Origin of the sequence: Acinetobacter rongchengensis (assembly GCF_003611475.1) — a bacterium.
GTDB lineage: Bacteria > Pseudomonadota > Gammaproteobacteria > Pseudomonadales > Moraxellaceae > Acinetobacter > Acinetobacter rongchengensis.
Window position 1 is genome coordinate 22,152 of record NZ_RAXT01000006.1, and the last position, 24,524, is coordinate 46,675.

At 37.1% G+C, this 24,524-nt stretch carries 26 protein-coding genes; 15 read left to right on the plus strand and 11 right to left on the minus strand.

From position 1 onward, the window contains the following. The first annotated feature begins 421 nt into the window (after positions 1 to 421). The 7 genes from D7V20_RS05100 (at position 422) to D7V20_RS05130 (ending at position 7,201) form a co-directional block, all read left to right on the plus strand. Positions 422 to 1,822: an amino acid permease gene (locus D7V20_RS05100; RefSeq protein WP_120383243.1), complete on the plus strand. Its 1,401-nt coding sequence runs from the start codon at positions 422 to 424 to the stop codon at positions 1,820 to 1,822. Between the two features lie 160 nt (positions 1,823 to 1,982). Beyond that, a complete protein-coding gene (locus D7V20_RS05105) occupies positions 1,983 to 2,213 on the plus strand; it encodes a lipoprotein (RefSeq protein WP_120383336.1) in 231 nt (76 codons plus the stop codon). Positions 2,214 to 2,246: 33 nt separating this feature from the next. Then, positions 2,247 to 3,491, plus strand: coding sequence for a diaminopimelate decarboxylase (gene lysA / locus D7V20_RS05110; protein WP_120383244.1), 1,245 nt, complete (start codon positions 2,247 to 2,249; stop codon positions 3,489 to 3,491). A gap of 13 nt (positions 3,492 to 3,504) precedes the next feature. Next, a complete protein-coding gene (gene dapF / locus D7V20_RS05115; RefSeq protein ID WP_120383245.1) occupies positions 3,505 to 4,350 on the plus strand; it encodes a diaminopimelate epimerase in 846 nt (281 codons plus the stop codon). A gap of 493 nt (positions 4,351 to 4,843) precedes the next feature. Beyond that, the gene (xerA, locus tag D7V20_RS05120) at positions 4,844 to 5,731 is read left to right on the plus strand and encodes a site-specific tyrosine recombinase/integron integrase (RefSeq protein ID WP_171407766.1); all 888 of its coding nucleotides are present in this window, start codon (positions 4,844 to 4,846) and stop codon (positions 5,729 to 5,731) included. A 202-nt stretch (positions 5,732 to 5,933) separates the two neighbouring features. Next, positions 5,934 to 6,515, plus strand: coding sequence for an HD domain-containing protein (locus tag D7V20_RS05125; RefSeq protein ID WP_120383247.1), 582 nt, complete (start codon positions 5,934 to 5,936; stop codon positions 6,513 to 6,515). Between the two features lie 311 nt (positions 6,516 to 6,826). Beyond that, positions 6,827 to 7,201, plus strand: a complete 375-nt coding sequence (locus tag D7V20_RS05130) for a hypothetical protein (protein WP_120383248.1) — start codon at positions 6,827 to 6,829, stop codon at positions 7,199 to 7,201. An 84-nt stretch (positions 7,202 to 7,285) separates the two neighbouring features. Here the strand turns inward: D7V20_RS05130 and D7V20_RS05135 are convergent, their stop codons facing one another. Together D7V20_RS05135 and D7V20_RS05140 are read right to left on the minus strand one after the other, a co-directional pair. Continuing rightward, the gene (locus D7V20_RS05135; RefSeq protein WP_120383249.1) at positions 7,286 to 7,864 is read right to left on the minus strand and encodes a GNAT family N-acetyltransferase; all 579 of its coding nucleotides are present in this window, start codon (positions 7,862 to 7,864) and stop codon (positions 7,286 to 7,288) included. Between the two features lie 45 nt (positions 7,865 to 7,909). After that, on the minus strand, positions 7,910 to 8,404 hold the full coding sequence (locus D7V20_RS05140; RefSeq protein ID WP_010114644.1) for an Lrp/AsnC family transcriptional regulator: 495 nt from the start codon (positions 8,402 to 8,404) through the stop codon (positions 7,910 to 7,912). Between the two features lie 114 nt (positions 8,405 to 8,518). On the opposite strand from D7V20_RS05140, the gene D7V20_RS05145 reads away from it, so the two are divergent. From D7V20_RS05145 to D7V20_RS05170, 6 genes are all read left to right on the plus strand, one after another. Continuing rightward, on the plus strand, positions 8,519 to 9,124 hold the full coding sequence (locus tag D7V20_RS05145; protein ID WP_120383250.1) for a LysE family translocator: 606 nt from the start codon (positions 8,519 to 8,521) through the stop codon (positions 9,122 to 9,124). 520 nt (positions 9,125 to 9,644) lie between these two features. Further along, positions 9,645 to 10,394 (plus strand): electron transfer flavoprotein subunit beta/FixA family protein, encoded by a 750-nt coding sequence (locus tag D7V20_RS05150; RefSeq protein WP_120383251.1) that lies wholly within the window; start codon positions 9,645 to 9,647, stop codon positions 10,392 to 10,394. Positions 10,395 to 10,411: 17 nt separating this feature from the next. Continuing rightward, entirely contained in the window at positions 10,412 to 11,344 is a 933-nt protein-coding gene (locus D7V20_RS05155; protein WP_120383252.1) for an FAD-binding protein, read from the plus strand. Positions 11,345 to 11,456: 112 nt separating this feature from the next. Continuing rightward, positions 11,457 to 11,852, plus strand: coding sequence for a hypothetical protein (locus D7V20_RS05160; protein ID WP_120383253.1), 396 nt, complete (start codon positions 11,457 to 11,459; stop codon positions 11,850 to 11,852). 350 nt (positions 11,853 to 12,202) lie between these two features. Continuing rightward, entirely contained in the window at positions 12,203 to 15,217 is a 3,015-nt protein-coding gene (gyrA, locus tag D7V20_RS05165) for a DNA gyrase subunit A (RefSeq protein WP_120383254.1), read from the plus strand. A 193-nt stretch (positions 15,218 to 15,410) separates the two neighbouring features. Continuing rightward, complete coding sequence (locus tag D7V20_RS05170) at positions 15,411 to 15,725, plus strand: NGG1p interacting factor NIF3 (RefSeq protein WP_120383337.1); 315 nt, start codon at positions 15,411 to 15,413, stop codon at positions 15,723 to 15,725. A gap of 389 nt (positions 15,726 to 16,114) precedes the next feature. Here the strand turns inward: D7V20_RS05170 and D7V20_RS05175 are convergent, their stop codons facing one another. Continuing rightward, on the minus strand, positions 16,115 to 16,873 hold the full coding sequence (locus D7V20_RS05175; protein ID WP_120383255.1) for a nitroreductase family protein: 759 nt from the start codon (positions 16,871 to 16,873) through the stop codon (positions 16,115 to 16,117). A gap of 102 nt (positions 16,874 to 16,975) precedes the next feature. Further along, positions 16,976 to 17,776, minus strand: a complete 801-nt coding sequence (locus D7V20_RS05180; RefSeq protein WP_120383256.1) for an enoyl-CoA hydratase — start codon at positions 17,774 to 17,776, stop codon at positions 16,976 to 16,978. Positions 17,777 to 17,881: 105 nt separating this feature from the next. Between D7V20_RS05180 and D7V20_RS05185 the strand changes: the two genes are divergently transcribed. Continuing rightward, a complete protein-coding gene (locus tag D7V20_RS05185; protein WP_120383257.1) occupies positions 17,882 to 18,448 on the plus strand; it encodes a nicotinate-nicotinamide nucleotide adenylyltransferase in 567 nt (188 codons plus the stop codon). 92 nt (positions 18,449 to 18,540) lie between these two features. Here the strand turns inward: D7V20_RS05185 and D7V20_RS05190 are convergent, their stop codons facing one another. After that, on the minus strand, positions 18,541 to 19,431 hold the full coding sequence (locus D7V20_RS05190; RefSeq protein ID WP_120383258.1) for a LysR family transcriptional regulator ArgP: 891 nt from the start codon (positions 19,429 to 19,431) through the stop codon (positions 18,541 to 18,543). Between the two features lie 177 nt (positions 19,432 to 19,608). On the opposite strand from D7V20_RS05190, the gene D7V20_RS05195 reads away from it, so the two are divergent. Continuing rightward, on the plus strand, positions 19,609 to 20,208 hold the full coding sequence (locus D7V20_RS05195; protein WP_120383259.1) for a LysE/ArgO family amino acid transporter: 600 nt from the start codon (positions 19,609 to 19,611) through the stop codon (positions 20,206 to 20,208). 113 nt (positions 20,209 to 20,321) lie between these two features. Here D7V20_RS05195 and D7V20_RS05200 read toward each other — a convergent pair whose 3' ends face one another. The 6 genes from D7V20_RS05200 to dapD form a co-directional block, all read right to left on the minus strand. Next, positions 20,322 to 20,783, minus strand: coding sequence for a peroxiredoxin (locus D7V20_RS05200; RefSeq protein ID WP_120383260.1), 462 nt, complete (start codon positions 20,781 to 20,783; stop codon positions 20,322 to 20,324). Positions 20,784 to 20,792: 9 nt separating this feature from the next. Next, a complete protein-coding gene (locus tag D7V20_RS05205; protein WP_120383261.1) occupies positions 20,793 to 21,488 on the minus strand; it encodes a Dph6-related ATP pyrophosphatase in 696 nt (231 codons plus the stop codon). A 90-nt stretch (positions 21,489 to 21,578) separates the two neighbouring features. Then, positions 21,579 to 21,989 carry a hypothetical protein gene (locus D7V20_RS05210; RefSeq protein ID WP_120383262.1) on the minus strand — a complete coding sequence of 137 codons (411 nt, stop codon included), beginning with the start codon at positions 21,987 to 21,989 and terminating at the stop codon, positions 21,579 to 21,581. Positions 21,990 to 22,005: 16 nt separating this feature from the next. Continuing rightward, positions 22,006 to 22,674, minus strand: a complete 669-nt coding sequence (gene queC / locus D7V20_RS05215) for a 7-cyano-7-deazaguanine synthase QueC (RefSeq protein ID WP_120383263.1) — start codon at positions 22,672 to 22,674, stop codon at positions 22,006 to 22,008. Positions 22,675 to 22,728: 54 nt separating this feature from the next. After that, positions 22,729 to 23,439: a 7-carboxy-7-deazaguanine synthase QueE gene (queE, locus tag D7V20_RS05220; RefSeq protein ID WP_120383264.1), complete on the minus strand. Its 711-nt coding sequence runs from the start codon at positions 23,437 to 23,439 to the stop codon at positions 22,729 to 22,731. Between the two features lie 95 nt (positions 23,440 to 23,534). Beyond that, a complete protein-coding gene (gene dapD, locus D7V20_RS05225; RefSeq protein ID WP_120383265.1) occupies positions 23,535 to 24,356 on the minus strand; it encodes a 2,3,4,5-tetrahydropyridine-2,6-dicarboxylate N-succinyltransferase in 822 nt (273 codons plus the stop codon). Positions 24,357 to 24,524: the final 168 nt, after the last annotated feature.

Sequence of the window (24,524 nt, forward strand, 5' to 3'; positions counted from 1 at the left end):
TCTTCTTTTTTATCCATTTTATTTACATAACATGCTGTTTAAATAAGCAATTGTCATGCCATCCATATTCTAGAGATATAAAGTTCAGATCAGCGTTTTGCCTTATGGATCATCATGGTCTATCATGCCCAATTGAACTTTAGTATAGTTTTTTTCAATGTATCTCTTTTGTGACATAGATTTATCTGAGATACAAGCTTCATATTTGCTTATTTTATATTTTTTTAAAATTATCTTAATACTTGATTTTTAGAATAATTAATTTTTTTTGGTATAAAATACAGTCAATTATTGTAAATTCAATGTTTTGGGTGCAGCGTCTTTAGTTTGGCTAATAAACTGTTTAGTAAAATTTTTCTTTTTATTTTTTTTGAAAATTAAGATAATTTTAACGTGAATAGATACATAGTTGAAATTTATAATGCAACAAGGAAATACGACACAACACAGTAAGGATGGGGAGCTTTCGAGAAGTTTATCGAATCGCCATCTTCAATTGATTGCAATTGGTGGTGCAATTGGTACAGGGTTATTCATGGGTTCGGGGAAGACCATTAGTCTTGCTGGGCCTTCAATATTATTTATTTATATGATTATTGGTTTGATGGTGTTTTTCGTCATGCGTGCGCTTGGTGAATTATTACTATCAAATTTGCAATACAAATCATTTATCGATTTTTCAACAGATTTAATTGGCCCTTGGGCGGGTTATTTTGTTGGATGGACATATTGGTTGTGTTGGATCACGATTGGTATCGCTGACTTATCTGCCATTATTTACTATTTACAGTTCTTTAATAATGGTGTGCCCTTTACGCCAACTGAAGGTGCAATGATTAGTGTTGCAGCCATTTTCTTTATTATGGGGTTGAATTTAGTTACTGTAAAATTGTTTGGTGAGCTTGAGTTTTGGTTTGCCTTGATCAAAATCATTGCCATTGTGGTTCTAATTTTGGTCGGTCTGTGGATGATTTTTACAGGCTTTACATCTACTACAGGACAAGTTGCTTCATTTACTCATTTATGGGACAACGGTGGTATGTTCCCGAAAGGTTTTGAAGGTTTTTTGGCTGGCTTCCAGATTGCGATCTTTGCCTTTGTTGGTGTTGAGTTGGTCGGTACAACAGCAGCGGAAACGAAAGATCCTGAGAAAAACTTACCTAAAGCAGTTAACTCAATTCCTATTCGTATCATTTTCTTCTATGTTTTGGCATTGGTGATCGTGATGTCAGTAACGCCGTGGAATATGATTGACCCTAAAGTGAGTCCATTCGTAAACCTATTTAGTCAAGCAGGTATTGCTGCTGCGGCAATCATCATGAACTTGGTGGTGCTTTCTTCAGTCATGTCATCTATGAACAGTGGCGTGTTTTCAACAAGCCGTATGTTGTTTGGTTTATCTCGTGAAGATCAAGCGCCAAAATCATTTGGTTTATTGAATAGACGTGCAGTTCCTGCAAATGCACTTTATTTCTCTGGTGTGTGTTTATTGGGTGGTGCGGCACTCCAGTATTTCGTTCCAAATACAGTTGAAGCGTTTACTTTAGCAACAACACTTTCAACAATCTTGTTCATTTTGGTATGGTTGATTATTTTATGGAGCTATTTGGTGTACTACAAAACACGCCCAGAGCTACATGCAAAATCAGTATTTAAATTACCAGGTGGACCATTTACTTGTTATGTTGTAATGGCTTTCTTTATTGGGACAATTGGTATTCTTGCTTTAGAACCAGACACACTTAAGTCTTTGATGGTCAGCCCAATTTGGTTAATTATCCTTGCGATTGGTTATTTCTGTTTCTATAAGAAAAAACAGTAATTAGCTATTTCAAAGATTCTCATAAGAAAACGCCAGTGATTCGCTGGCGTTTTTTTTATTCTCGTTCTAAGCTCTACGCTTTGATACTTTGGTTTTTAGTCAATGTTTTATGATCTATAAACAAGGTATACTGACGAAAATTTTAGAAATAGGTGAACAGATGCGTTTAGTTATTTGTAGCATCGGTTTGGTTTTAGGTAGCGTAACGTTGATCGGCTGCGGACAATCGGGTGACTTACAGTTAGCCAATAGTCCTGATTATGATAAACGAGCGAAATATTTGTTGTACTCGAAAGAGGAAAGCAAAACCGTTCAAACTGAGCAAAAAGTGAAAGCTCAATTGGATGTCGCAGATCAATCTGTACCTGCATCTCAAACGAATTCAAACTAAACCCAATTAAACTTTCATTGAAAGGATACATTCATGAGTTTTTCCCGTATTGATGGGGTATTGCATGCAGAGCAATGTTCTTTAGAGCAACTTGCACAGCAATATGGCACACCACTTTATGTCTATTCAAAAGCGACATTTGAAAAACATTATTTGGATATGGATAAGGCATTTAGCTTTATCGATCATCAAATTTGTTTTGCGGTGAAGTCAAACTCAAATCTTGCAGTCTTGAATGTATTGGCAAAATTAGGTTCAGGTTTTGATATCGTGACAGGTGGAGAGCTTGCACGTGTTTTAGCTGCTGGTGGAGATCCATCAAAAATTGTATTCTCGGGTTTGGGCAAACAAGAAGCTGACATTCAAAAAGCATTGGAAGTGGGTATTGCTTGTTTTAATGTTGAATCATATGCAGAACTTGATCGTATTCAAAAAGTTGCAGCGCAGCTTGGTAAAAAAGCACCTATTTCTTTACGTGTAAACCCTGATGTGGATGCCAAAACGCATCCTTATATTTCAACAGGTTTAAAAGAAAATAAATTTGGTATTCCGTCAGATGTCGTCTTTGAAACTTATCAATATGCAGCGTCATTACCAAATTTAGATGTGGTGGGAATTGATTGCCATATTGGTTCACAACTGACTGAAACGCAGCCTTTTGTGGATGCACTTGATCGTGTTATCAGCATGATTGAACAATTAAAAGCACTCGGCATCAACCTACAACACATCGACATTGGCGGTGGTTTAGGTGTGACGTATAAAGATGAAGTTCCGCCAACTGTTGCTGAATATGCTGAAGCAATGCGTCCAGCTTTAGAAAAATTGGGTCTTAAAGTATATATGGAACCAGGTCGTAGTATTTCTGCAAATGCAGGCGTATTGTTGACGAAGGTCGATTTTTTGAAACCAACAACGTATCGTAACTTTGCGCTAATTGACGCTGCGATGAATGATTTGATACGTCCAGCACTTTATGAAGCGTGGATGGATATTCAAGAAGTAACTTCACGTACAGACGTTGAAAAGCAAACTTGGGATTTGGTTGGACCGATTTGTGAGTCTGCTGACTTTTTAGGTAAAGAGCGTGAGCTTGCGATTAAAGAAAATGATTATCTTGCTGTCTTGGGTGCAGGGGCGTATGGTTTTGTGATGAGTTCGAACTACAATACCCGTGGTCGTGCAGCAGAAGTGATGGTGGATGCTGATCAATCTCACTTGATTCGTGAACGTGAAACGATTGAATCACTTTGGAAAAATGAACGTTTATTGCCTTAAGGAGTAATTTTAGATGTTATTAGAATTTACCAAAATGCATGGCTTGGGCAATGACTTTATGGTTGTTGACTTGATTAGCCAACGTGCTTTTTTTGATGCAATGACCATTCGCCGTTTGGCTGACCGTCACTTCGGAATTGGTTTTGACCAACTACTGATTGTTGAAGCACCTGATTTTCCAAATGTAGATTTTAAATATCGTATTTTCAATGCAGATGGTTCTGAAGTTGAGCAATGCGGTAATGGGGTACGTTGTTTTGCACAATTTGTACACTCACGTCAGTTGACCAATAAAAAACGTTTTAAAGTACAAACCAGTGCAGGGATTGTAGAACCTGAATTGGGTGAAAATGGTTGGGTTCGAGTCAATATGGGCTACCCTAAATTTTTACCGAATGAAATTCCGTTTATTGCAGATGAACCTGAAGCCCTGTATGACATTGCTTTAGCCGACGATCAGCAATTAACAATTGATGTAGTGAATATGGGGAATCCACATGCTGTGACGATTGTTTCAGATGTGTTGACCGCAGATGTAGCGAAAATCGGTCCGCAAGTTGAATCACATGAACGTTTTCCGCAACGTGTTAATGCTGGTTTTATGCAAATTATTGATGAAAAACATGCGCGTTTACGTGTATTTGAACGTGGCGTAGGGGAAACCATGGCCTGTGGTACAGGTGCATGTGCAGCAGCAGTTTCTGGAATACGCCGTGGTTTATTGTCTGATAAGGTGGAAATTGAGCTGGCTGGTGGTAAGTTGCATATTGAATGGAAAGAGGGCGATGTGGTGTGGATGACCGGCCCAACGGCCACAGTTTATGAAGGTCGTTTAGATTTAAGGTATTTTCAGGGGTAACTGAAAATACAAAGAAAGGTTCTGAATTCGGAACCTTTTTTATTAGTGATTGGTATGTTTCTGACAATAATGAATATTTTAAAGATTATTGTACACATTAACATTAGGCTTGTTGCATAAGTCGAGTTGTGATGAATATTTATTACAATGGAAGTCACTTCTCTTTTATAAAGAATGAGCGTTATTACGCCTGAGAGCGAGGGGATTTTCATTATTAATTTTGCTGCTATTTTTTGACTTATTTAAAATATTTATTAATATATTTCAAAAGCTTAAAATATAATTGTATTGATGATAATGCTTAGAGAAATTATAATTTAATGATACCCAATCATTGGTCAATCGGTAAATATTGCTAAATTTAAATTTTTTCTTTAGTTCTATTATGATCAAATTAAAGAATAGCTTTATTTTTGTTAGACTATTTAAAGATGTATTTATTTATATGATGTAGGAGGGCTTTATGCAGTATGGTGCAATGCAATTGCTCTCCATGTGGATTAAAGATCGTAAAATTCAAAATCAGTCTGAGCATACTTTAGATGCTTATTTTCGTGATGTGTCTAATTTTATTGATTTTTGCTATGAGAAAAAACTTGAATTAAAACAAATCGAAACTTCAGATTTAAGAGAATATATTGCGTATCGTGTAGAAAAAGATCAACTCAGTTCTACCAGTTTGCAACGTCATTTGACTTCGATTCGTCAATTTATGAAATGGGCGGAGCAAGGAAATTATTTAGACATCAATCCAGCAGATGATTTTCAGCTGAAAAGACAACCCCGACCATTGCCAGGTATGATTGATATTGAAACTGTGAATCTAATCATGGATCAAGCTGAACCTGAAAAACCGATTGAAAAACAATTATGGATACGTGATAAAGCTATTCTCGAATTGCTCTATTCAAGTGGCTTACGCTTAGCGGAAATTCAAGGATTGACCATTCGTGATATTGATTTTAATCGGCATTTATTAAGGATTACGGGGAAAGGCAACAAAACAAGAATTGTGCCTTTTGGTTCTAAAGCAAGAGATAGCTTAATAGAATGGTTGAAAATTTATCGGATTTGGCAAGGAGAGTTTAGCCCGCAGTCCTATGTATTTATTACTCAGCGGGGCAATAATATTACACCGCGTCAAATCGAAAATCGTGTGAAATATCAGGCGTTGCGCGCAGGTGTAAATGTAGACTTACATCCACATTTGCTTAGACATTGTTTTGCCAGTCATATGCTGTCAAATAGTGGTGATTTACGTGCTGTTCAAGAAATGCTCGGTCATAGTAATCTAAGCACTACGCAGATTTATACGCATATTGATTTTGATCGTCTTGCTCAGGTTTATGATCAAGCGCATCCAAGAGCGCAAAAAAATTAAACCTATAACAAAAAAACGATCTTATATTTAGACACACTTAACATACATCTGCGTTCATTTGTGATAGGACTGGAGTGATTTATCCACTATACAAAAAATACTGATGCATAGTAATCTAAGCTTAATCATCATTTATTATATGTTGATTTAAATTGTTTCAATCAACAAAAGTCTATGATCAGATCCACCTAAGAGCATAAAAATGAAAGAACAGCAGAAAAATATGTTATCGCTTAATCAAGCGGCATTTACACAATGTACTGTTTATATTGATGGAATTCTAAAAGAATATCAGTCAGTTATCGGTAGAGATTATCAAGGTTATTTAAACCATTGTAAGCGTGTTGCTGCCTGTTGTTTGATTTTATGCCAAGATCAGCGTCAAGAGGTCTGTGAAAAAATAGCAATAGCAGTTGCTTTTCATGATATTGGTATTTGGACAGCGAAAACAATTGATTACATTGAACCGTCTGTTGAAGAAATGCACAAATATTTGACTTCGAATCAGTTATTAGATTGGCAAGAAGAAATAACATTAATGATCTCAGAACATCATAAGTTGACCATCACCAAATGTTTAGAATATCCATTGGTTGAACATTTTAGACAAGCTGATTATGCCGATTTTTCATTCGGTTTTATACGTTCGGGTATTCCCATGAGTGAATTTAAAAAACTTACCCAACAATTTCCAAATGCAGGTTTTCATAAGGCATTAATGGCTTTGGGAGTAAAACGATTATTTAAAAAACCTTGGAGTCCATTGCCGATGTTCAAGTGGTAGTGATCTTTGTTTATTTTCTAGGCGAAATAGATTTACACAAGCTAAGTTTTTTGAACAAGTACAATGTTTAGTTATTTGTTTAATTATTGCTGATTTGTGCAATACATTAAGAATCAAAGATTGCTTTTTGAGTTTAACTCTCGCAACAAGTCATGTTTGTTTATTTTAAAAATGAATATCGCTTAGAAACAATTCAAAGAGAAAAAATCCAAAAGGCTAATTGTTTTTAAAGAAGCTCTGTTGTATATCTAATTTCGCATGAATAAAAATGCTTTCTATTGATTCAATTTTTTAAAATTTTAGGTTTTTCAATGATTTCGGAACTTGAACAAAAATATAAGCAACTCACAGAAGCTCAAAAAGAAATTTTTAGCGGCTATGGATTACGACAAGTTAAACATTTTGTTGAATTTAGCTTACCGAAAATTGAAGCGACATTACCAGAGAAAGGAAAAGTCTTGGGTATCAATGCTGAAGGTAAGGTACAAGCCATAAACACAGAAACCAAACAAGTCTATTTGTGGATTTCAGATCAACAATGGCAAGCTGCTCAAATAGCCTCAAATCATGTTGACTTAAAAGAGGATTTTCTTGAAGTCTGGAAGATTTTTGATTTAGAAAATCAAGACTTAATTGAACTCAGCCATGTTCACCGTGACTTTTTAGACACTAAACTTAGTTCTTAGTTAAAGATATTCATTGAATTTTTGGGTGAATTGATAAATGAAGCTCGAAAAGCTTATTGCTTGATTGTGTAGACAGTAAATACTTTATTTAGTGGTATTTACTGTTTGACAATATGTTCGTTGAGTTATTCGATAAAGCACATGGCAAGCCAATGAATGTGTAGCTTCAAGTCTTGGATGATTAAATTCTGAAATTAATTGCATGTTTAAGCGTTGCATGACTTTTTGCGAAGGGATATTTAATTTCGTCGTAAATGATACAACATCTTTAAGGGCTAGCTGCTCAAAAGCAAATTGTAAACAAATTTGAGCGGCTTCGGTCGCATAACCCTGATGCCAATATTGTTTTGCTAATCTCCAACCAATTTCTACACAGGGCGAAAAGTCGAATTGTGTAGGTTGGCTCTGTAATCCAACAAAACCAATAAATTGATGATTTTCTTTTAATTCTACAGCCCAAAATCCCCAACCAGTTGTTGAAATTATATTTTGGAATTTAGATGCCAATAGATCACTTTCATGCCGTGTCAACACACAAGGGAAGTACCGCATCACGTCAATATCTGAATTTAAAGCATAAAATTCCTGAAAATCAGCATCTTTCCATTGTCTCAAAATTAATCTTGGCGTTTCCAATTGAATTACTGAATGAAAATCTTTCATCACAATTTTCCAAAACTACTTTTTACGGTTTATAAGACGATTAAGTTATAAATCTTCAAGCGGGAGTTGAAAACTTTGTTTAATAATTTGACTAGGCACATCAGTTTTAACACTGGTGATACCGTTCTTCTTAGTCAGATGTGTGGACTGAAATTTTCGGTAACTTTCTAAATCGGGGACGACCACTTTTAACATCGCATCACATTCACCCAAAATAATATAGCACTCCATGACTTGCGGTAGTTCTTTCATCGCTTCAATAAATAGGTCAATGGTTTCAGCATCTTGTCCTAACAGCCAGATTCTTGAAAATAAAATCAATTGAAAACCAATTTTTTGAGGGTCAACAACAGTGGTGTAGTTTTGAATAACATTGGCTTCTTCCAATAATCTAACCCGTCTTAAACAAGAAGAAGGCGATAGCCCAATCTCACGGGCTAAATCGTTATTCTGAATTCGACCATTGGCTTGTAAAGCACGAATGATATTTTTATCAATACGATCTAGCTTAATTAAAATTGTCTTTGATGAAATTTTCATAAATTAGAATTTAATTCGAAAAATGATCAATATTATAGAACATTTGCAATCCTATTTTAAGGGTTTTGAAAGATACTATTTTCTTCCCTCCAACAGTACAGAAAGGAAATGAAAATGTCTGTATTTGCACTTTTTGCCTTAACGGTATTGCCGTTAATTTTCACACCAGGACCAGATATGTTATTTATCCTGTCACAAGTGATGGGTAAAGATGCGAAAGCAGGTATGATGGCAACAATCGGTATTTGTTCAGGATATTTAGTGCATTCAATCTTGGTTGCACTTGGGATTGCTGCAATTATTGTTTCTTTTCCTGTTTTATTTGAAACCATTCGTTATCTTGGAATTGCTTATTTATTGTATTTGGCATTTCATTTAATCAAGTCGGTATTTCATTCAAAACAAGTGAAAATAGAACAGAAAATTTCAGCACAACCGATTCGCAAAGGTTTTTTAACAGCCTTATTAAACCCGAAAGGCATGCTGATCTATTTTGCAATTCTTCCTCAGTTTATTGATAAGTCAGGAAATACAGTTGCCCAAGGTTTGATTTTATCATTCATTTTCATCGGCCTAATTTTTGTTATTTATTGTGGTTTGAGCCTGGTTTTTGCCAAAATTTCACAAAAAACAGGTATAGATGAACGTAAGCAAAAATGGATTGATGCAGGTTCAGGCTCTCTTTTGGCTTTGGCTGCGACTTGGTTAGTCGTCAACTAAGCTATAAGTAACCCTCATTGATCAATTGTACTCAATGATTTTCAGTAAGCATAAGCTTAAAACTTATGCTTACTTTTCATTATTTAGACTTAGATGTTGCTTAAAAAAATTCAAAGTTACAATTTTTAATAATAAAGTTAACCCATTATTTTTCTCAATCTATCTTTAATGACAAATTTAAGTAAAAAAAAGCAAACAACATAGAGACGTTATTTTCCTGTTCCATTTTTTATTTTTACCTATAAAATTCAACGCTACTGACTTTAATTGATAGAAAATATATTTAGAATCAAATATTAAAATCTGTTTAAATATAGCCCGAAATGGGGCGTTAGCATTGTTACATTTTTTTTATGAACTGTCCGTTCAACGATTTTTACGCTTTTTTACAGCTGTTTTGTGAATTGTGACTTGACCGAAATGCCAATCACATTGCAAGATAGGACACCTAAAAATTTTAAATGAAGCGTTATTATAACACTTCTTAACATTTACTTTTGCTAAAACAGCCGAGGATTACATGAAGGCTCTTGTTGCTGTAAAACGTGTGGTTGATGCCAACGTTAAAGTTCGCGTTAAACCGGACAATAGTGGGGTAGACCTTACTAACGTTAAAATGTCAATTAACCCATTTTGTGAAATCGCGGTGGAAGAAGCGGTTCGCTTAAAAGAAAAAGGAACAGTTTCAGAAATTGTTGTTGTTTCTGTTGGTCCTAAAGAAGCGCAAGAACAAATCCGTTCTGCAATGGCTTTGGGTGCAGACCGCGGTATCTTGGTTGAAACGACTGATGAAATTGGTGCTTTAGAAGTTGCTAAAATTCTGAAAGGTGTAGTTGAACAAGAACAACCACAACTTATCCTTTTAGGTAAGCAAGCGATCGATGATGACTCTAATCAAGTAGGTCAAATGCTTGGTGCATTATTGAATGCAGGTCAAGGTACTTTTGCTTCTGTTGTAACAGTAAATGGCGACAAAGTTCAAGTGACTCGTGAAGTAGATGGCGGTTTACAAACTGTTGAACTGAACACTCCAGCGATTATTACGACTGACTTACGTTTGAACGAGCCACGTTATGCTGCGCTTCCAAACATTATGAAAGCACGTAAAAAACCGCTTGAAACGAAAACTCCTGCAGATTATGGCGTTTCGGCAACTTCTAAACTTAAAACAGTTAAAGTTGAACCACCTGCAGAGCGTAAAGCTGGTGTACAAGTGAAGTCTGTAGATGAACTTGTTGAAAAACTTAAAAATGAAGCGAAAGTGATCTAATACAGAAGGATAAAATCATGAGTATTTTAGTTATCGCTGAGCACGACAATAAGACACTTAACGGTGCAACTTTAAACGTTGTTGCTGCAGCTCAAAAAATCGGTGGTGATATCACTGTATTGGTTGCAGGTTCTGGTGCTCAAGCAGTAGCTGACGCTGCTGCAAAAGTTGCTGGTGTAAGCAAAGTATTACTTGCTGATGATGCTGCTTATGCAAATCAATTGGCTGAAAATGTAGCTAAATTAGTTGCAGAGCTTGGCAAAGGCTATACACATATCCTTGCTGCTTCTACAACAACTGGTAAGAACATTCTTCCACGTGCTGCTGCACTTTTAGACGTAAGCATGATCACTGACATCATTGCTGTTGAAGGTCCTAAAACTTTCAAACGTCCTATCTATGCGGGTAACGCAATTGCGACAGTTCAATCTGACGAACCAATTGTTGTTGCAACTGTACGTGGTACTGCATTTGATCCAGTTGCTGCTGAAGGTGGTTCTGCTGCGATCGAAGCTGTTGCTTCTACAGGTGATGCTGGTATTTCTAAGTTCATTTCTGAAGAAATCGTGAAATCAGAACGTCCAGAATTAACAGCGGCTCGTATTGTTGTATCTGGTGGTCGTGGTGTAGGTTCTGGTGAAAACTACCATAAAGTACTTGATCCACTTGCTGACAAGCTTGGTGCTGCTCAAGGTGCTTCACGTGCTGCGGTAGATGCTGGCTTCGTTCCAAACGATATGCAAGTTGGTCAAACTGGTAAAATCGTTGCACCTGACCTATACATCGCTGTAGGTATTTCTGGTGCGATTCAGCACTTGGCTGGTATGAAGGATTCTAAAGTGATCGTAGCGATCAACAAAGATGAAGAAGCGCCAATCAATGCTGTTGCTGACTACTGGTTAGTGGGTGATTTGAATACTGTTGTTCCAGAATTGGTTTCTAAGCTTTAATTCTCGAATTAAGTTTCAAAAAACGCTCCGAAAGGGGCGTTTTTTACATGTGGGAGAAGACAATTGGTATTTGCTTTGTTATAACAATTAAAAGTATGAATGATTAAAAACTATGAAAAAGTTGTCACAAGTTTTTAAAGACCCGTTATATTTCAGATTTTGTTGTTGCTTTTCTGGTGCATTGATATTCGCATTGGGGGGATTATTAGCTTACTTATGTTATATCGAATTAAGTCAATTTATTTGGGTCATTCCATGTTTACTCATCTCTTTGCTGATAATGATTGTAGGATTGATTACTTTTTTATTTACTTTTGCAGATGAGAAAGATTTAGTTGACGGAAATTTTATTTTTTTGGGTCCTGGCTTAGCCACTGATTTCCTTTTATTATTCATACAAATTGGATTATTTATATCTGTTGGTTTTATATCATTAATTTTGACTTTATTGATACGTCTATTTATTCCTTTAGAGATAAAAACTGAAAATGACGATGTTAAAGAGTAAACTAAACAGTGTTATGTTTACACTGATAAATTGAAGATATAAATATTTTGAGTAAATGTTTTAAATTTTAATTTGATCAAAAATATTCAGATCAACTTTGCTTTTTTAAAAATAAATTTGCAAGGAAAGTAATTCGAATAAAGTCAGTTATGTTGTTGAAAATCTATACAAAATAAAGTTGATGTTTGTTGATAAAACATAACGATTCTACGCGCAAAAATGTATAGTTTATGCTATACTTTTTGGCTGTATTTTCGGATTTTAGCTCAGTCATTTTGAGTTAATTCTTTGCAAGATTGATTATATAAATGAGCAGTTGCAGTTGGCGCTGTTTGTAATAAGGAGTATGCATGAGCGTATCGGAAATTAGACCGATTGCCATTGAGGATGAACTAAAAAGCTCATATCTCGATTATGCTATGAGTGTTATTGTATCTCGTGCATTACCAGACGTGAGAGACGGTTTAAAACCGGTTCATCGTCGTGTGCTGTTCGCTATGCACGAATTAGGTAATGACTATAACAAAGCTTATAAAAAATCTGCACGTGTTGTCGGTGACGTAATCGGTAAATATCACCCACATGGTGATTTTGCTGTTTATGAAACCATTGTACGTATGGCACAAGATTTTAGTCTACGTTATCAGTTGGTTGATGGTCAGGGTAACTTCGGTTCAGTCGATGGCGATAGCGCGGCAGCAATGCGTTATACCGAAGTACGTATGCGTAAACTGACCCATGAAATGCTGGCTGACTTAGAAAAAGATACAGTTGAATGGGAAGATAACTACGACGGTTCTGAGCGTATTCCTCAGGTTATGCCGACACGTATTCCAAATTTATTGATCAATGGTGTGACAGGTATTGCAGTTGGTATGGCAACCAACATGGCACCGCACAACATGACAGAAGTGGTCAATGCATGTTTGGCTTATGCAAATAATCCAAATATTTCAATCGAAGGATTGATGGAACATATTTCTGGTCCAGACTTCCCTACAGGCGGTATTATTTATGGTAAATCAGGAATTGTAGATGCTTACCGTACAGGTAAAGGGCGTTTACATATTCGTGGTAAGTACCATATAGAAGAAGATCAAAAAACAGGTCGCAGTACCATTGTATTTACTGAGATTCCTTATCAAGTCAATAAAGCAAAAACCATTGAACGTATTGCTGAATTGGTCAAAGAGAAAAAACTTGAAGGAATTTCAGAGCTTCGTGATGAGTCTGATAAAGAAGGGATGCGTATTGCAATTGACTTAAAGCGTGGTGAAAACGCTGAAGTGATTGTCAATAATTTGTTCCTAAATACTCAACTTGAGAACTCATTCAGCATCAATATGGTTTGTCTTGATAATGGACAACCTAAGCTAATGAATTTGAAAGATATCATTGCTGCGTTTATTCGTCACCGCCAAGAAGTCGTGACGCGTCGCACAATGTTTGAATTACGCAAAGCACGTGAACGTGGTCATATTTTAGAAGGTTTGACCGTTGCTTTAGCGAATATTGATGACATTATTGAAACCATCAAAACATCGGCGAATCCTACTGAAGCACGTGAACGTCTACTTGCTGGTGAATGGGCAGGTGGAAATGTAGTTGCATTGCTTGAAAAGGCAGGCGCAATTTCAGTTCGTCCTGATGAAATTGAAGGTGAAGATCCGAATCGCCCATTTGGTTTAGATGGATTGGTTTACCGTTTATCACCTGCACAAGTGGGTGCGATTTTAGAATTACGTTTACATCGTTTAACAGGCCTTGAGCAAGATAAACTACAAGCTGAATATTCTGAAATTTTAGCGCAGATTGCTGAATTAACAGCAATTCTCAATGATTTTAACCTATTGATGAATGTCATTCGTGAAGAGCTTGCATTGATCTTGCAGCAATATGGCGATGCACGTAAAACTGAAATTGTAGAATCACGTATTGATTTTTCACGTGAAGATTTAATTCCAGAAGAGCAAGTAGTATTAACTGTTTCTAAAACAGGTTATGCAAAAACGCAACCATTGTCAGACTACGCTGCTCAACGCCGTGGTGGACGTGGTAAGTCTGCAACTTCAATGAAAGAAGATGATTATATTCAACATCTCATTGTAACTTCAAACCATGCGACTGTACTTTGCTTTACCGATGTCGGGAAAGTGTACCGTCTAAAAGTCTTTGAAGTACCGCAAGCTTCTCGTGGTTCTAAAGGTCGCCCAATGGTGAACTTATTGCCACTTGATGCGAATGAAACGATTACAGCAATTCTGCCTGTGATTGATGCGCCGAAGAAGTTTACAGAGCGTTTAACTGAGTTTAGAACTTTTGTACGTGCTAATGTTGCTAAGTTGCGTGAAAATGCAATCATCGAAGCACATTATGAGCCGTTGAAAGCTGCATTTGCAGAGCTTGGTGAAAACCCTGATGATTTATCGGATGCATTACGTAAGCAATTGAAAGAAATCGGTTTAGAGCTTTCAGCGTCGGATATTGAAGATGAATTGGTCGCAGAGTTTGCAGAACGTGTTGAAAATGTTCGTAAAAACTTCTATGTGTTTATGGCAACAGCTTCAGGTACGGTAAAACGTGTTGAATTAGAACAATTTAGTAATGTTCGTTCAAATGGTTTACGTGCCATTGAGTTGAAAGAAGAAGACACCTTAATCGGTGTAGCGATTACTGATGGTGAACAGCAAATTATGCTGTTCTCAAACGAAGGTAAAGCGATTCGCTTCTCTGAAACGGATGCGCGTGTAATGGGACGTACTGCGAAAGGTGTGCGTGGTATGCGCGTAACTTTAGCAGCAGCTCAAGCTGAAGATGATGTTGAAACCGATATCGATTCAGATGATGAAGATACTTCTGATTCAAATGTCGCTAGTCGTATTGTTTCTCTGGTCGTTGTACCTGAAACTGGCGAAGTGTTATGTGCTTCTGCAAATGGTTATGGTAAACGTACTCCAGTGGATGACTTCCCAACCAAGAAACGTGGTGGTAAAGGTGTTATTGCAATTAAGACATCTGAACGTAACGGTGAGTTGGTTGGTGCAGTTGCTATTGATGAATCTAAAGAACTGATGTTAATTTCTGATGGCGGTACTTTAGTTCGTACGCGTGCCTCTGAAGTTGCTAGAACAGGTCGTAATGCACAAGGCGTACGTCTGATTCGTTTAGGCAATGAAGAAATCTTGGTTGGTGTCGTTGCTGTAGAAGCAGTTGAGGCTGATGATGAGATTTTATCGGCTGAAGTGATTGATGGCGAAGTATTGGAAAATACTGAAAATTTAATTGATTCTGAAACACTGGTTGAAGATGAAACCATTATGGATGAAGGTGAGCCTGAGTCTGATGGTAATGAATCTGAAGATTAATTTTTAGATGTTAAAGGAGGACGCTAAGGCGTCCTTTTTTATTGGTTGATTGATTATAATGAATATTTTGTATGATCGACCAATGGAAACCCCAAAAGTAGGTTGATTTATAAGCTCAGCTCCAATTTAAGTTAATAATGTTGTTTGGTATTAAATATGAATTTTCAAAACATCTTTATAGTGAATGATTAAAATGCTCAAACTCATCTATTACGTCCCTGAATCACACTTAGAATCAACCAAACTTGCTGTTTTTGAAGCAGGAGCTGGTGGTATTGGTCACTATGAACACTGTGCTTGGCAAGTGTTAGGGATAGGGCAATTTAAACCTGTAAAAGGTGCAAACCCATTTATTGGAGAATTGGATACTTTAGAACAACTCCCTGAATGGCGTGTAGAAACCATTGTTCCTAAAGAAAAGGCTGTACAAGTCGCAAAAGCTTTAAAGGCAAGTCATCCTTATGAAGAGCCTGCTTTTGAGCTTATTCAAATTATTGATCTTTCTTAGGTTTCTTCGGAGGTGATGATTTTTGATCTCTCCCTGACCATTTTCTGAAATGAAGGTTTTTGTACCTCTCCCTAACCCTCTCCTGAGAGGAGAGGGAATTGAAGCTCTCCTTAACCTTCTCTTGAGAGGAGAGGGAATTGAAGCTCTCCCTAACCCTCTCCTAAGAGGAGAGGGAATTATGAAGCTCTCCCTAGATCTCTCCTGAGAGGAGAGGGAATTATGAAGCTCTCTCTAGATATCTCCTGAGAGGAGAGGGAATTGAAGCTCTCCCTAGATCTCTCCTGAGAGGAGAGGGAATTATGAAGCTCTCTCTAGATATCTCCTGAGAGGAGAGGGAATTATGAAGCTCTCCCTACCCCTCTCCTGAGAAGAGAGGGAATTTTATAAAATTAAACTTTTTGAATAAATAGTTTACGATCAAAACGATACTGTGGATAGAAAACACCATCTTCAGCTCGTTCACCAGCAGCAATGACCATGACGGGATATTCATCTGCATTTAAATTCAAGATCTTGCGAACCATCGGTTCATCAAAACCTTCCATCATGCAACTGTCAAAACCATAAGCACGTAAAGCCAATACTAAATTTTCACATGCCAAAGCGGTGGTCTTAGTCGCCCAAAGTTTGGCATCAGCAGGTGTATACGCTGTTACAGGGAGTTGTTTATCAAACTGACGTGCGACCTTAAATGCAACTTTCTTAAAGTTACCTAGGGCATTGAAATAGCCTGTTTTATAGTTATACGGAATAAAGCGGTAATATTTTTTAACTAATGGCGGGATTTCAGGAAAAGGAAATTCATTGATATTATTTTCAGCCATTTCATCGATACGGTCAGTACGTGCAATACAAACAATCAGTTCAGCGGCAGTTCTTGCAGCAAACTGGTTTAGACACGCTTTCACTAAACGTTTCTTTTTAGGTTGTGATTGAACCACATAAAATGTCCACGGCTGTAAATTAGACGAGTTTGGTGCCAGCAAAGCTAAGTCTAAACAGGCATCTAAGGTTTCAGCGGGAATGGGTTTGTCTGTAAATTTACGTACAGATCGGCGACTTTCAATCACCTTTCTAAAGTTATCAACATCGATATCTTGTGGAGCTGCTTCAAAATAACGTTTTTTAGGTTGAGCATCTTGTGACATTGTCATTCTCTCATTCTAATAAAAATAGGGTCTACTTTAAACTAAAAAACCACTTAGCCTTCGTGTTGATTGCTAAGTGGTCTGTTATTTTCAATTCAACAATTAGTTAAATTGGGCAAAATCAGGTTTGCGCTTTTGCATAAATGCTGCAACAGCTTCCGCCATTTCTGGTGATTTTACACGTTGCATAAAGATAACAGCTTCATCATCAATACAATCAACAATTTCTTGTAGATTATGTTTCATCAAAGCTTTGGTTTGTTTTAATGACGCAAGTGGTAAAGCTGCTAAAGTTTGCGCTTGTTTTAAAGCGTGCGCATAAACATCTTCTTCAATGCTATTGACGATACCTGCATTGAGCGCTTTTTCACTGTTAAATTTTTGAGCAGTGAGCAATAATTCTGCTGCTTTGTGATAACCCGCTTGTTGGATCAGTAATTTGCTCGAAGCACCTTCAGGAGAAAGCCCTAAGCTTACAAACGGAATTTGGAACAGGGCAGTATTGTCACTATATACTAGATCTGCATGAAGCAAAATCGTTACACCAATGCCAATCGCAACACCACGAACCGCACAGATTAACGGTTTAGACAGGCGAGCTGCTGCTTTTAAAACAACAAAAGGAGGTGCATCTCCTTCTTTACCTTGCAGCGGTGTTTGAATAAAAGCCATAAAATCTTGCATGTCATTGCCCGCACTGAAGTCTGCATCTTCACCACGCAAAATAACAACGCGTACATCTTTATCTTGATCTGCTTCATCAAAAGCTTTAGCGATCCATAGATAAAGTTCACCGTATAAAGCATTTTTCGCCTTTGGTCGGTTAATGGCTAAAGTCAGTACGCCATTGTCTAAATTCGCATTCAAATGTTCATGTGGTTGTTGAATACAACTAAGTGTCATCGTACTATCCTTGCTTTAGAAATTAATTGAACTCTATGATCTGCATTATGTCGCATAATTCAAAATTCGACACAAACTGGTCAGTTCAAAAAAGTTAGATCTACTATGAAATATATTTTTGATTATCTCGTTTACATTGGTCGCTTTCAACCATTTCATTTGGCGCACATGCAAACGATTAAAATAGCGCTACAACAAAGCCACTACGTCATTTTGGCATTAGGCTCGGCACAGAATGAGCGTAATACTAAGAATCCGTTCCTTGCAAAAGAACGTGAGCAAATGATTTTGTCTAATTTCTCAGAAGCAGATCAAAAACGTATTCGCTTCGTACATGTTATTGATGTTTATGATGATGTTAAATGGGTGAAATTGGTTAAATCATTGGTAGAAGGTGTGGTTAAAACAGAAGATCAAGTCGGTTTGATTGGGCATTTTAAAGATGATTCATCTTATTATTTACAACTTTTCCCTGAATGGAAAATGGTTGAGTTAGCAAGTCTAGTAGGGGCGATTTCGGCAACGCCATTACGCGAAGCTTACTATCGGGGTGAAATTCGACAAGCGGAATTTCCACTAGGTACTGCTGAATTTTTAGAAAAATTTCAACAAACAGAGACTTATCAGCAATTAAAACATAAATATGAAACGCATGATAAATCAAATCTTTAGTACGATTTAAAATTCTAAATCTAATGGGTTGAGCTTGTGTTTGAAATTGAAAAACTCAATCAATAATCATCAAATGTTATTTGGTCATTGCTTTAATTGAGTAGAGATTGAGTTTGTTCAATCAGGGTTTTTGTTAAACATTCTAATTGAATTGATTGTTGCTTCCAGTGGTGCCAATACAACTCAAGTTCAAGTCTTGCTTCAGGCATGATTTCAACTAATTTTCCATTGGCTAATTCTTTTTTTACCTGTAAATCAGGCACCATGCCATAACCGAGGTTGAGTAGAATGGCCTCAACAAATGCGGTTGAAGATGGAATAAAGTGGCATGGATACATATTGGCAGTTAAACCATATATTTGTTGTATGGTTTGTATATGCACATGATCTTTATCATTAAAAATTACAGTCGGTGTGTTTCTTAGTGCATTTCTATGTATACCGTGTTGAAAGTAATGTTGAATGAATTGTGGTGTTGCCACCATGCGATACGACATTTTACCGAGAAGTGTAGCCTCACATCCTTTCATTGGAATCGATTCTGTTGAAATACAGGCATTAACTAAACCTGCTTCAAGTAAGTGATGTGTTTGCGATTGATCATCAATTTTTAGATCAATAATAATTTTTTCTTGAATTAATGTTTTTTGGATACTGCTTAATAACCATGTCGCCAACGAGTCTGCATTTGATGCAATGTTCAGTTTAAAAAATTGAGAATTTGAACGTTGTCCCTGTAAGTTTTGAATTAAGTTTTGCTCCATCAAGCGGTGATGTTGTAAAAAAAGTAAAACTTCTTGACCAGATTGCGTGACTTTACAGGGTCTTTCTCGAATGATCAGCACTTGTCCGAGCTGTTTTTCTAAAGTTTGCAATCGCAAGGTCACTGCTGAAGCCGTGATATTTAAACGTGCGGCTGCCAATTCAAAACTCCCTGTTTCTGCAACAGCCAGAAAAGCTTCACTGTGTTTACTTTGTAGCATTGGCATCAATCCAGTTAAAAGAAGATGAATGTGAAATAGTGCAAAACTTGATGATTAAAACCTCAATAAACTAAGAAAAACTTAGTTAAATTAATATTTATTTAGAAATACTCATTTAATCGATTTAATTTGGATAATAGCACAATCCTCTAAATCAATTAAAAGTGAAGTTTCGTCATGTTACAAAGTTATATGCAAGGTTTTGCCATTGGAATGAGTCTCATCATGGCGATTGGTGCGCAGAACGCTTTTGTACTTAAACAGGGGCTAAAAAAACAATATGTTTTTTGGATTTGTATGGTGTGCATTGCTTCTGATTCGATTCTGATTTTAATGGGCGTTCTTGGCTTTTCTAAAATCATGCAAACCAATCCTGAATTGGTGGAATGGGCGAAGTATTTAGGGGCAACGTTTTTATTCTTTTATGGTGCGCAGCATTTTTATAAAGCATTCACGGCAACAACTCATTTATTGCCAAGTGAAAAAGATGAATCCAAACTGTTAAAAATGGTGTTGATCTGTTTGGCTTTAACATGGTTAAACCCGCATGTTTATTTGGATACAGTGGTTTTAATTGGTTCTATTTCTACACAATTTGAACATGCTAAACTTCAGTTTGCTTTGGGTGCAATCACCGCTTCTTGGATTTTCTTTTTTGCTTTAGGTTTTGGTGCGCGGTTCTTATTACCTATTTTTAGAAGTGCGAAATCTTGGAAAATTCTAGATTTTATTATTGGTTTAGTGATGTGGGGCATTGCGACTTCATTGATCGTTTAAGATTATCTAAGGCTGTTTAAATTGTTTCTAAATTAGCTCATTCTATCAGCGGTATATTTAAAGACATAAATCAAAAGCCTATTGGCTTTTGATTTAATTTCATGCAGGAAAAATTAACCTGCTTGAAGTGTTTTTAAGTCTTCTAAAACTTGTTCAGCATGACCTGCCGCTTTTACTTTACGGTATTCTTTAACTAACTGACCATGATGATAAATAAATGTTGAGCGTTCGATGCCCATGACTTTTTTACCATACATATTTTTTTCTTTAATCACATCGAAGTGTTTACACAATACTTCTTCTTTGTCGCTGATTAAATTGATGGTCAGTGCTTGTTTTTCAGTAAAGTTTTGATGTGCTTTTACGGAATCACGTGATACACCAATTACAGTTGAATGCAAAGCGTCAAACTGATCCTTTAAACAAGAGAAGCCCACAGCCTGAGTGGTACAACCAGGTGTAGAGTCTTTAGGGTAAAAATATAAAACCAACCAATCTGTTGTAAGTTGAGTTAGATTAATTTCACCCGTTGTAGTCGGAAAAGTCTGATTTGGAAGTTGAATGGATTCAGTCATTTTTCATCCTTAATGTTCATCATGTTTTAATTCAAGTGTTAAAAAGGCATAATTTTCGTGAAATAGAATATCACCTTTGTTGAGCAAAAGTGGTTTTTTAAAAATAGGTGCATCAATCACAGTGGTGTGAAATTCCCCAGCCTCACCACATGGGTCAATCTTGCGTGACAATAATTCTTCTACATAATCAAGGGTTAAAATTCGCCCTAAATCTTCAACATGCATTCCAAGATTGAGGTTGACAGTCACGATCATACATTGAAATCCAAGGGTGATAAGCTCGTGTACGATTTCTAGCCGTGGTTTTTGCCAAAGTGGCATGCATAGCTTTAAGTTACTACGCTCACAAACAGACTGATTCCATTCAGCATGTGCAGTCAGGTCGATATCACCAGTGAGTAAGGTTTCAGCGCCTAATTGTCTAGCTTGAACAAGTAAATCTAAGAAAGTAGCTTCGTAGTTAGACCATGTGGCTGAACCTTTGAGAATAGGAATTCCTATTGCAGCAGCTTGTGCATCAATAATCTCTAAGGGCATGGCATGTGAACGTGATCTTAAACCTTGTTCTTCAAGCATCACCATCAATGCAACAGGTTTTGAATGTTGCATTGCATAATAGAGTGCGAGACTACTATCTTTGCCACCACTATAAGAGGCAACGAAATTTTGTCCTTCTAAGAGATTGTTATTCCATGAAGCTTGCATAATTTCCTAGATGCTATTTAAAACCAGATGCTATTTAAAAATAGTGATAAAAAAGCCTGCATAATGCAGGCTTTCATACAAACAATTAAATTATTTTTTCGCTTGCGCTGCTTTCATTGCCGCTTGGGTCAGTGTTTCTAACTTACCAGTAAGTTGTGGACCAAAACATGCTTTAAGTGCAGCATTTTGTTGTTGTACAAAAGCTAAACTAGATGGGTTTTTCTTTTGGTTTACAGCGCTTTGAATTTCCCATTTTTGGGCTTCTGTTACTTTACCTTGAGCATCAATTTGGCATGAACAGAACTTACTTACTTCAGCGCTTGTTAACTTTCCACCCTTTGCAGTTTCAGTTTTACAAACATTGATCAATGCAGATTTTACATTTGTACTTTTATAAGCTTGTTGAAGTGGGTTTGCTTCAGCAGCTTGAGCAGTAGAACCCATCATTGCAGCAATTGAAAACATTGAAGAAAGAAGAAGACCTGATTTTAAGTTTTTCATAAACTGTACCTTGTTATTACGCAATATAACGTGTTGGATCTGCGACACCTGCATCCATAAAGCCTTCCTTGCGAAGACGACAGCTATCACATTTACCACATGCACGTCCTTGGTCATCTGCTTGGTAGCATGAAACCGTTTGGCTATAGTCTACGCCATGTTCCAAGCCTAAGCGTATTATATTCGCTTTGGATAAATGTAACAGAGGTGTTTCAAATTTCAGCGGTTTTCCTTCTACGCCCACTTTTGTTGCAAGACGTGCCATATTGGCAAAAGCTTCAATAAACTCTGGTCGACAGTCAGGATATCCTGAATAATCAACAGCATTGATCCCAATGACGATTGCCTGAGCGTCAAAAACTTCAGCTGCAGCGAGTGCATAAGAGAGGAAAATGGTGTTACGTGCTGGAACATAAGTTACAGGAATACCATCAGTTTCATGATCAGGGACATCAATGTTATGATCTGTAAGTGCAGAACCACCTAAGTTACCCAAATCAATATTAATCACACGATGTTCAACACCCGCACGTTTAGTCAATGCGCGAGCCGCATCAAGTTCGGTGGTTGAACGTTGACCATACATAAAACTTAGGGCAATACATTCATAGTTTGCTTGCGCCCAAGCCAAACAAGTCGTTGAGTCTAAACCGCCAGATAATAAGACAATGGCACGAGGGCGCATATTCACAGTCTCCAAAAAATTTATAAAATTAGGATAGTTAAGATAGTGAGGAAATTAACGACCTGTTTCATCATTCCATAACAATTTATGTAATTGTAGTTGGAAGCGAACAGGGAGGTGGTCGTCTAAAATCCATTGAGCCAAATCACGTGCAAGTTGTGGTAAATGAACTGCACCTTTTTCTACGGCAAAAGCAGGCGAAAACCATACTGTACTGACTTTGTCATGCAAAACATATTGTTCAACTTGCTGTTTAGACCATTCGTAGTCTTCACGATTACAAATGACAAATTTGATTTGGTCATGCTGAGTTAAGTGATCTAAATTGCTGATTAAGTTGCGTTCAACTTCGCCCGAAGTGGGGGTTTTCAAGTCCAATACTTTTGAAACACGAGGGTCAACTTTAGATACATCTAAAGCACCACTGGTTTCTAAAGAAACTTGACAGCCCAAATCTGCTAAACGTTGCATTAATGGTAATGCATTCGGTTGCGCAAGCGGTTCGCCACCTGTCACACAAATATAAGGGGTTTTGTAATCTAAAGTTGTTTGAATAATTTGATCCAAAGATTGACGTTCACCACCTTCAAAAGAGTAAGTTGTGTCGCAGTAAGTACAACGTAGTGGACAACCTGTTAATCGAATAAATACAGTAGGTAATCCTGCTGCATTGGCTTCGCCTTGTAGAGAATAGAAAATCTCCGTAATACGTAACCCCGCAGACGGATCAGAAACAGGAATAGTCGAGGATCGGAGAGAATTCATAACATTGACCGCAGTTTACAAAAATGAAAAATCTCTACGCTCATGACTGAGCGTAGAGATGAGGAACAATGTACGTTCCGTATAAATAGTGAAAATTAGTCGTCGCGAAGAAGTTCGTTCAAACTGGTTTTAGAACGTGTTTGTGCATCTACTTTTTTCACGATAATTGCAGCATAAAGGCTGTAAGTGCCGCACTTAGAAGGTAGGCTACCCGCAACTACAACAGAACCCGCTGGTACACGGCCGTAGTGAACTTCGCCCGTTGCACGGTCATAAATCTTAGTCGATTGACCAATAAAGACGCCCATTGAAATTACAGAACCTTCTTCAACAATCACGCCTTCAACGATTTCAGAACGTGCACCGATGAAGCAGTTGTCTTCGATAATGGTTGGATTTGCTTGAAGTGGTTCAAGTACACCACCAATGCCTACACCACCAGAAAGGTGAACATTTTTACCAATTTGCGCGCATGAACCAACTGTTGCCCATGTATCAACCATTGTGCCTTCATCTACGTATGCACCAATATTGACATAAGATGGCATTAACACCACATTTTTCGCTTGGAAGCTACCTTTACGAGCAACGGCAGGTGGTACTACACGTACACCAGCGGCTTTAAATTGAGCATCTGTCCAACCCGTAAATTTAGTATCTACTTTATCATAGAATTGAAGATCGCATGACTCGATAGGTTTGTTGTCATTAAGTTTAAATGATAACAACACTGCTTTTTTCAACCATTGATGAACGATCCATTCACCATCAATTTTTTCAGCTACACGAAGTGTACCATTATCTAAACCAGCAATGGCTTCTTCAACAGCTTGGCGAACTTCTGCTGGACAATCCGCTGCAGTAAAGTTGGCACGATTTTCAAACGCTTGTTCAATGATCGTTGAAAGCTGAGACATAATCTTCCTTCCCAAAAAATTTTTAAAGATTCTACACTAAATCAGGTCTAGATTAGAGACAAAATCTAGTTTCAATCGGAAAAACTAATCTTAAACTTTAAAAGAATATAAGCCAAAAGAACTAATCGCTCAGATTCATGTAAAGTCAACTTGTTTAAAAACAACAAT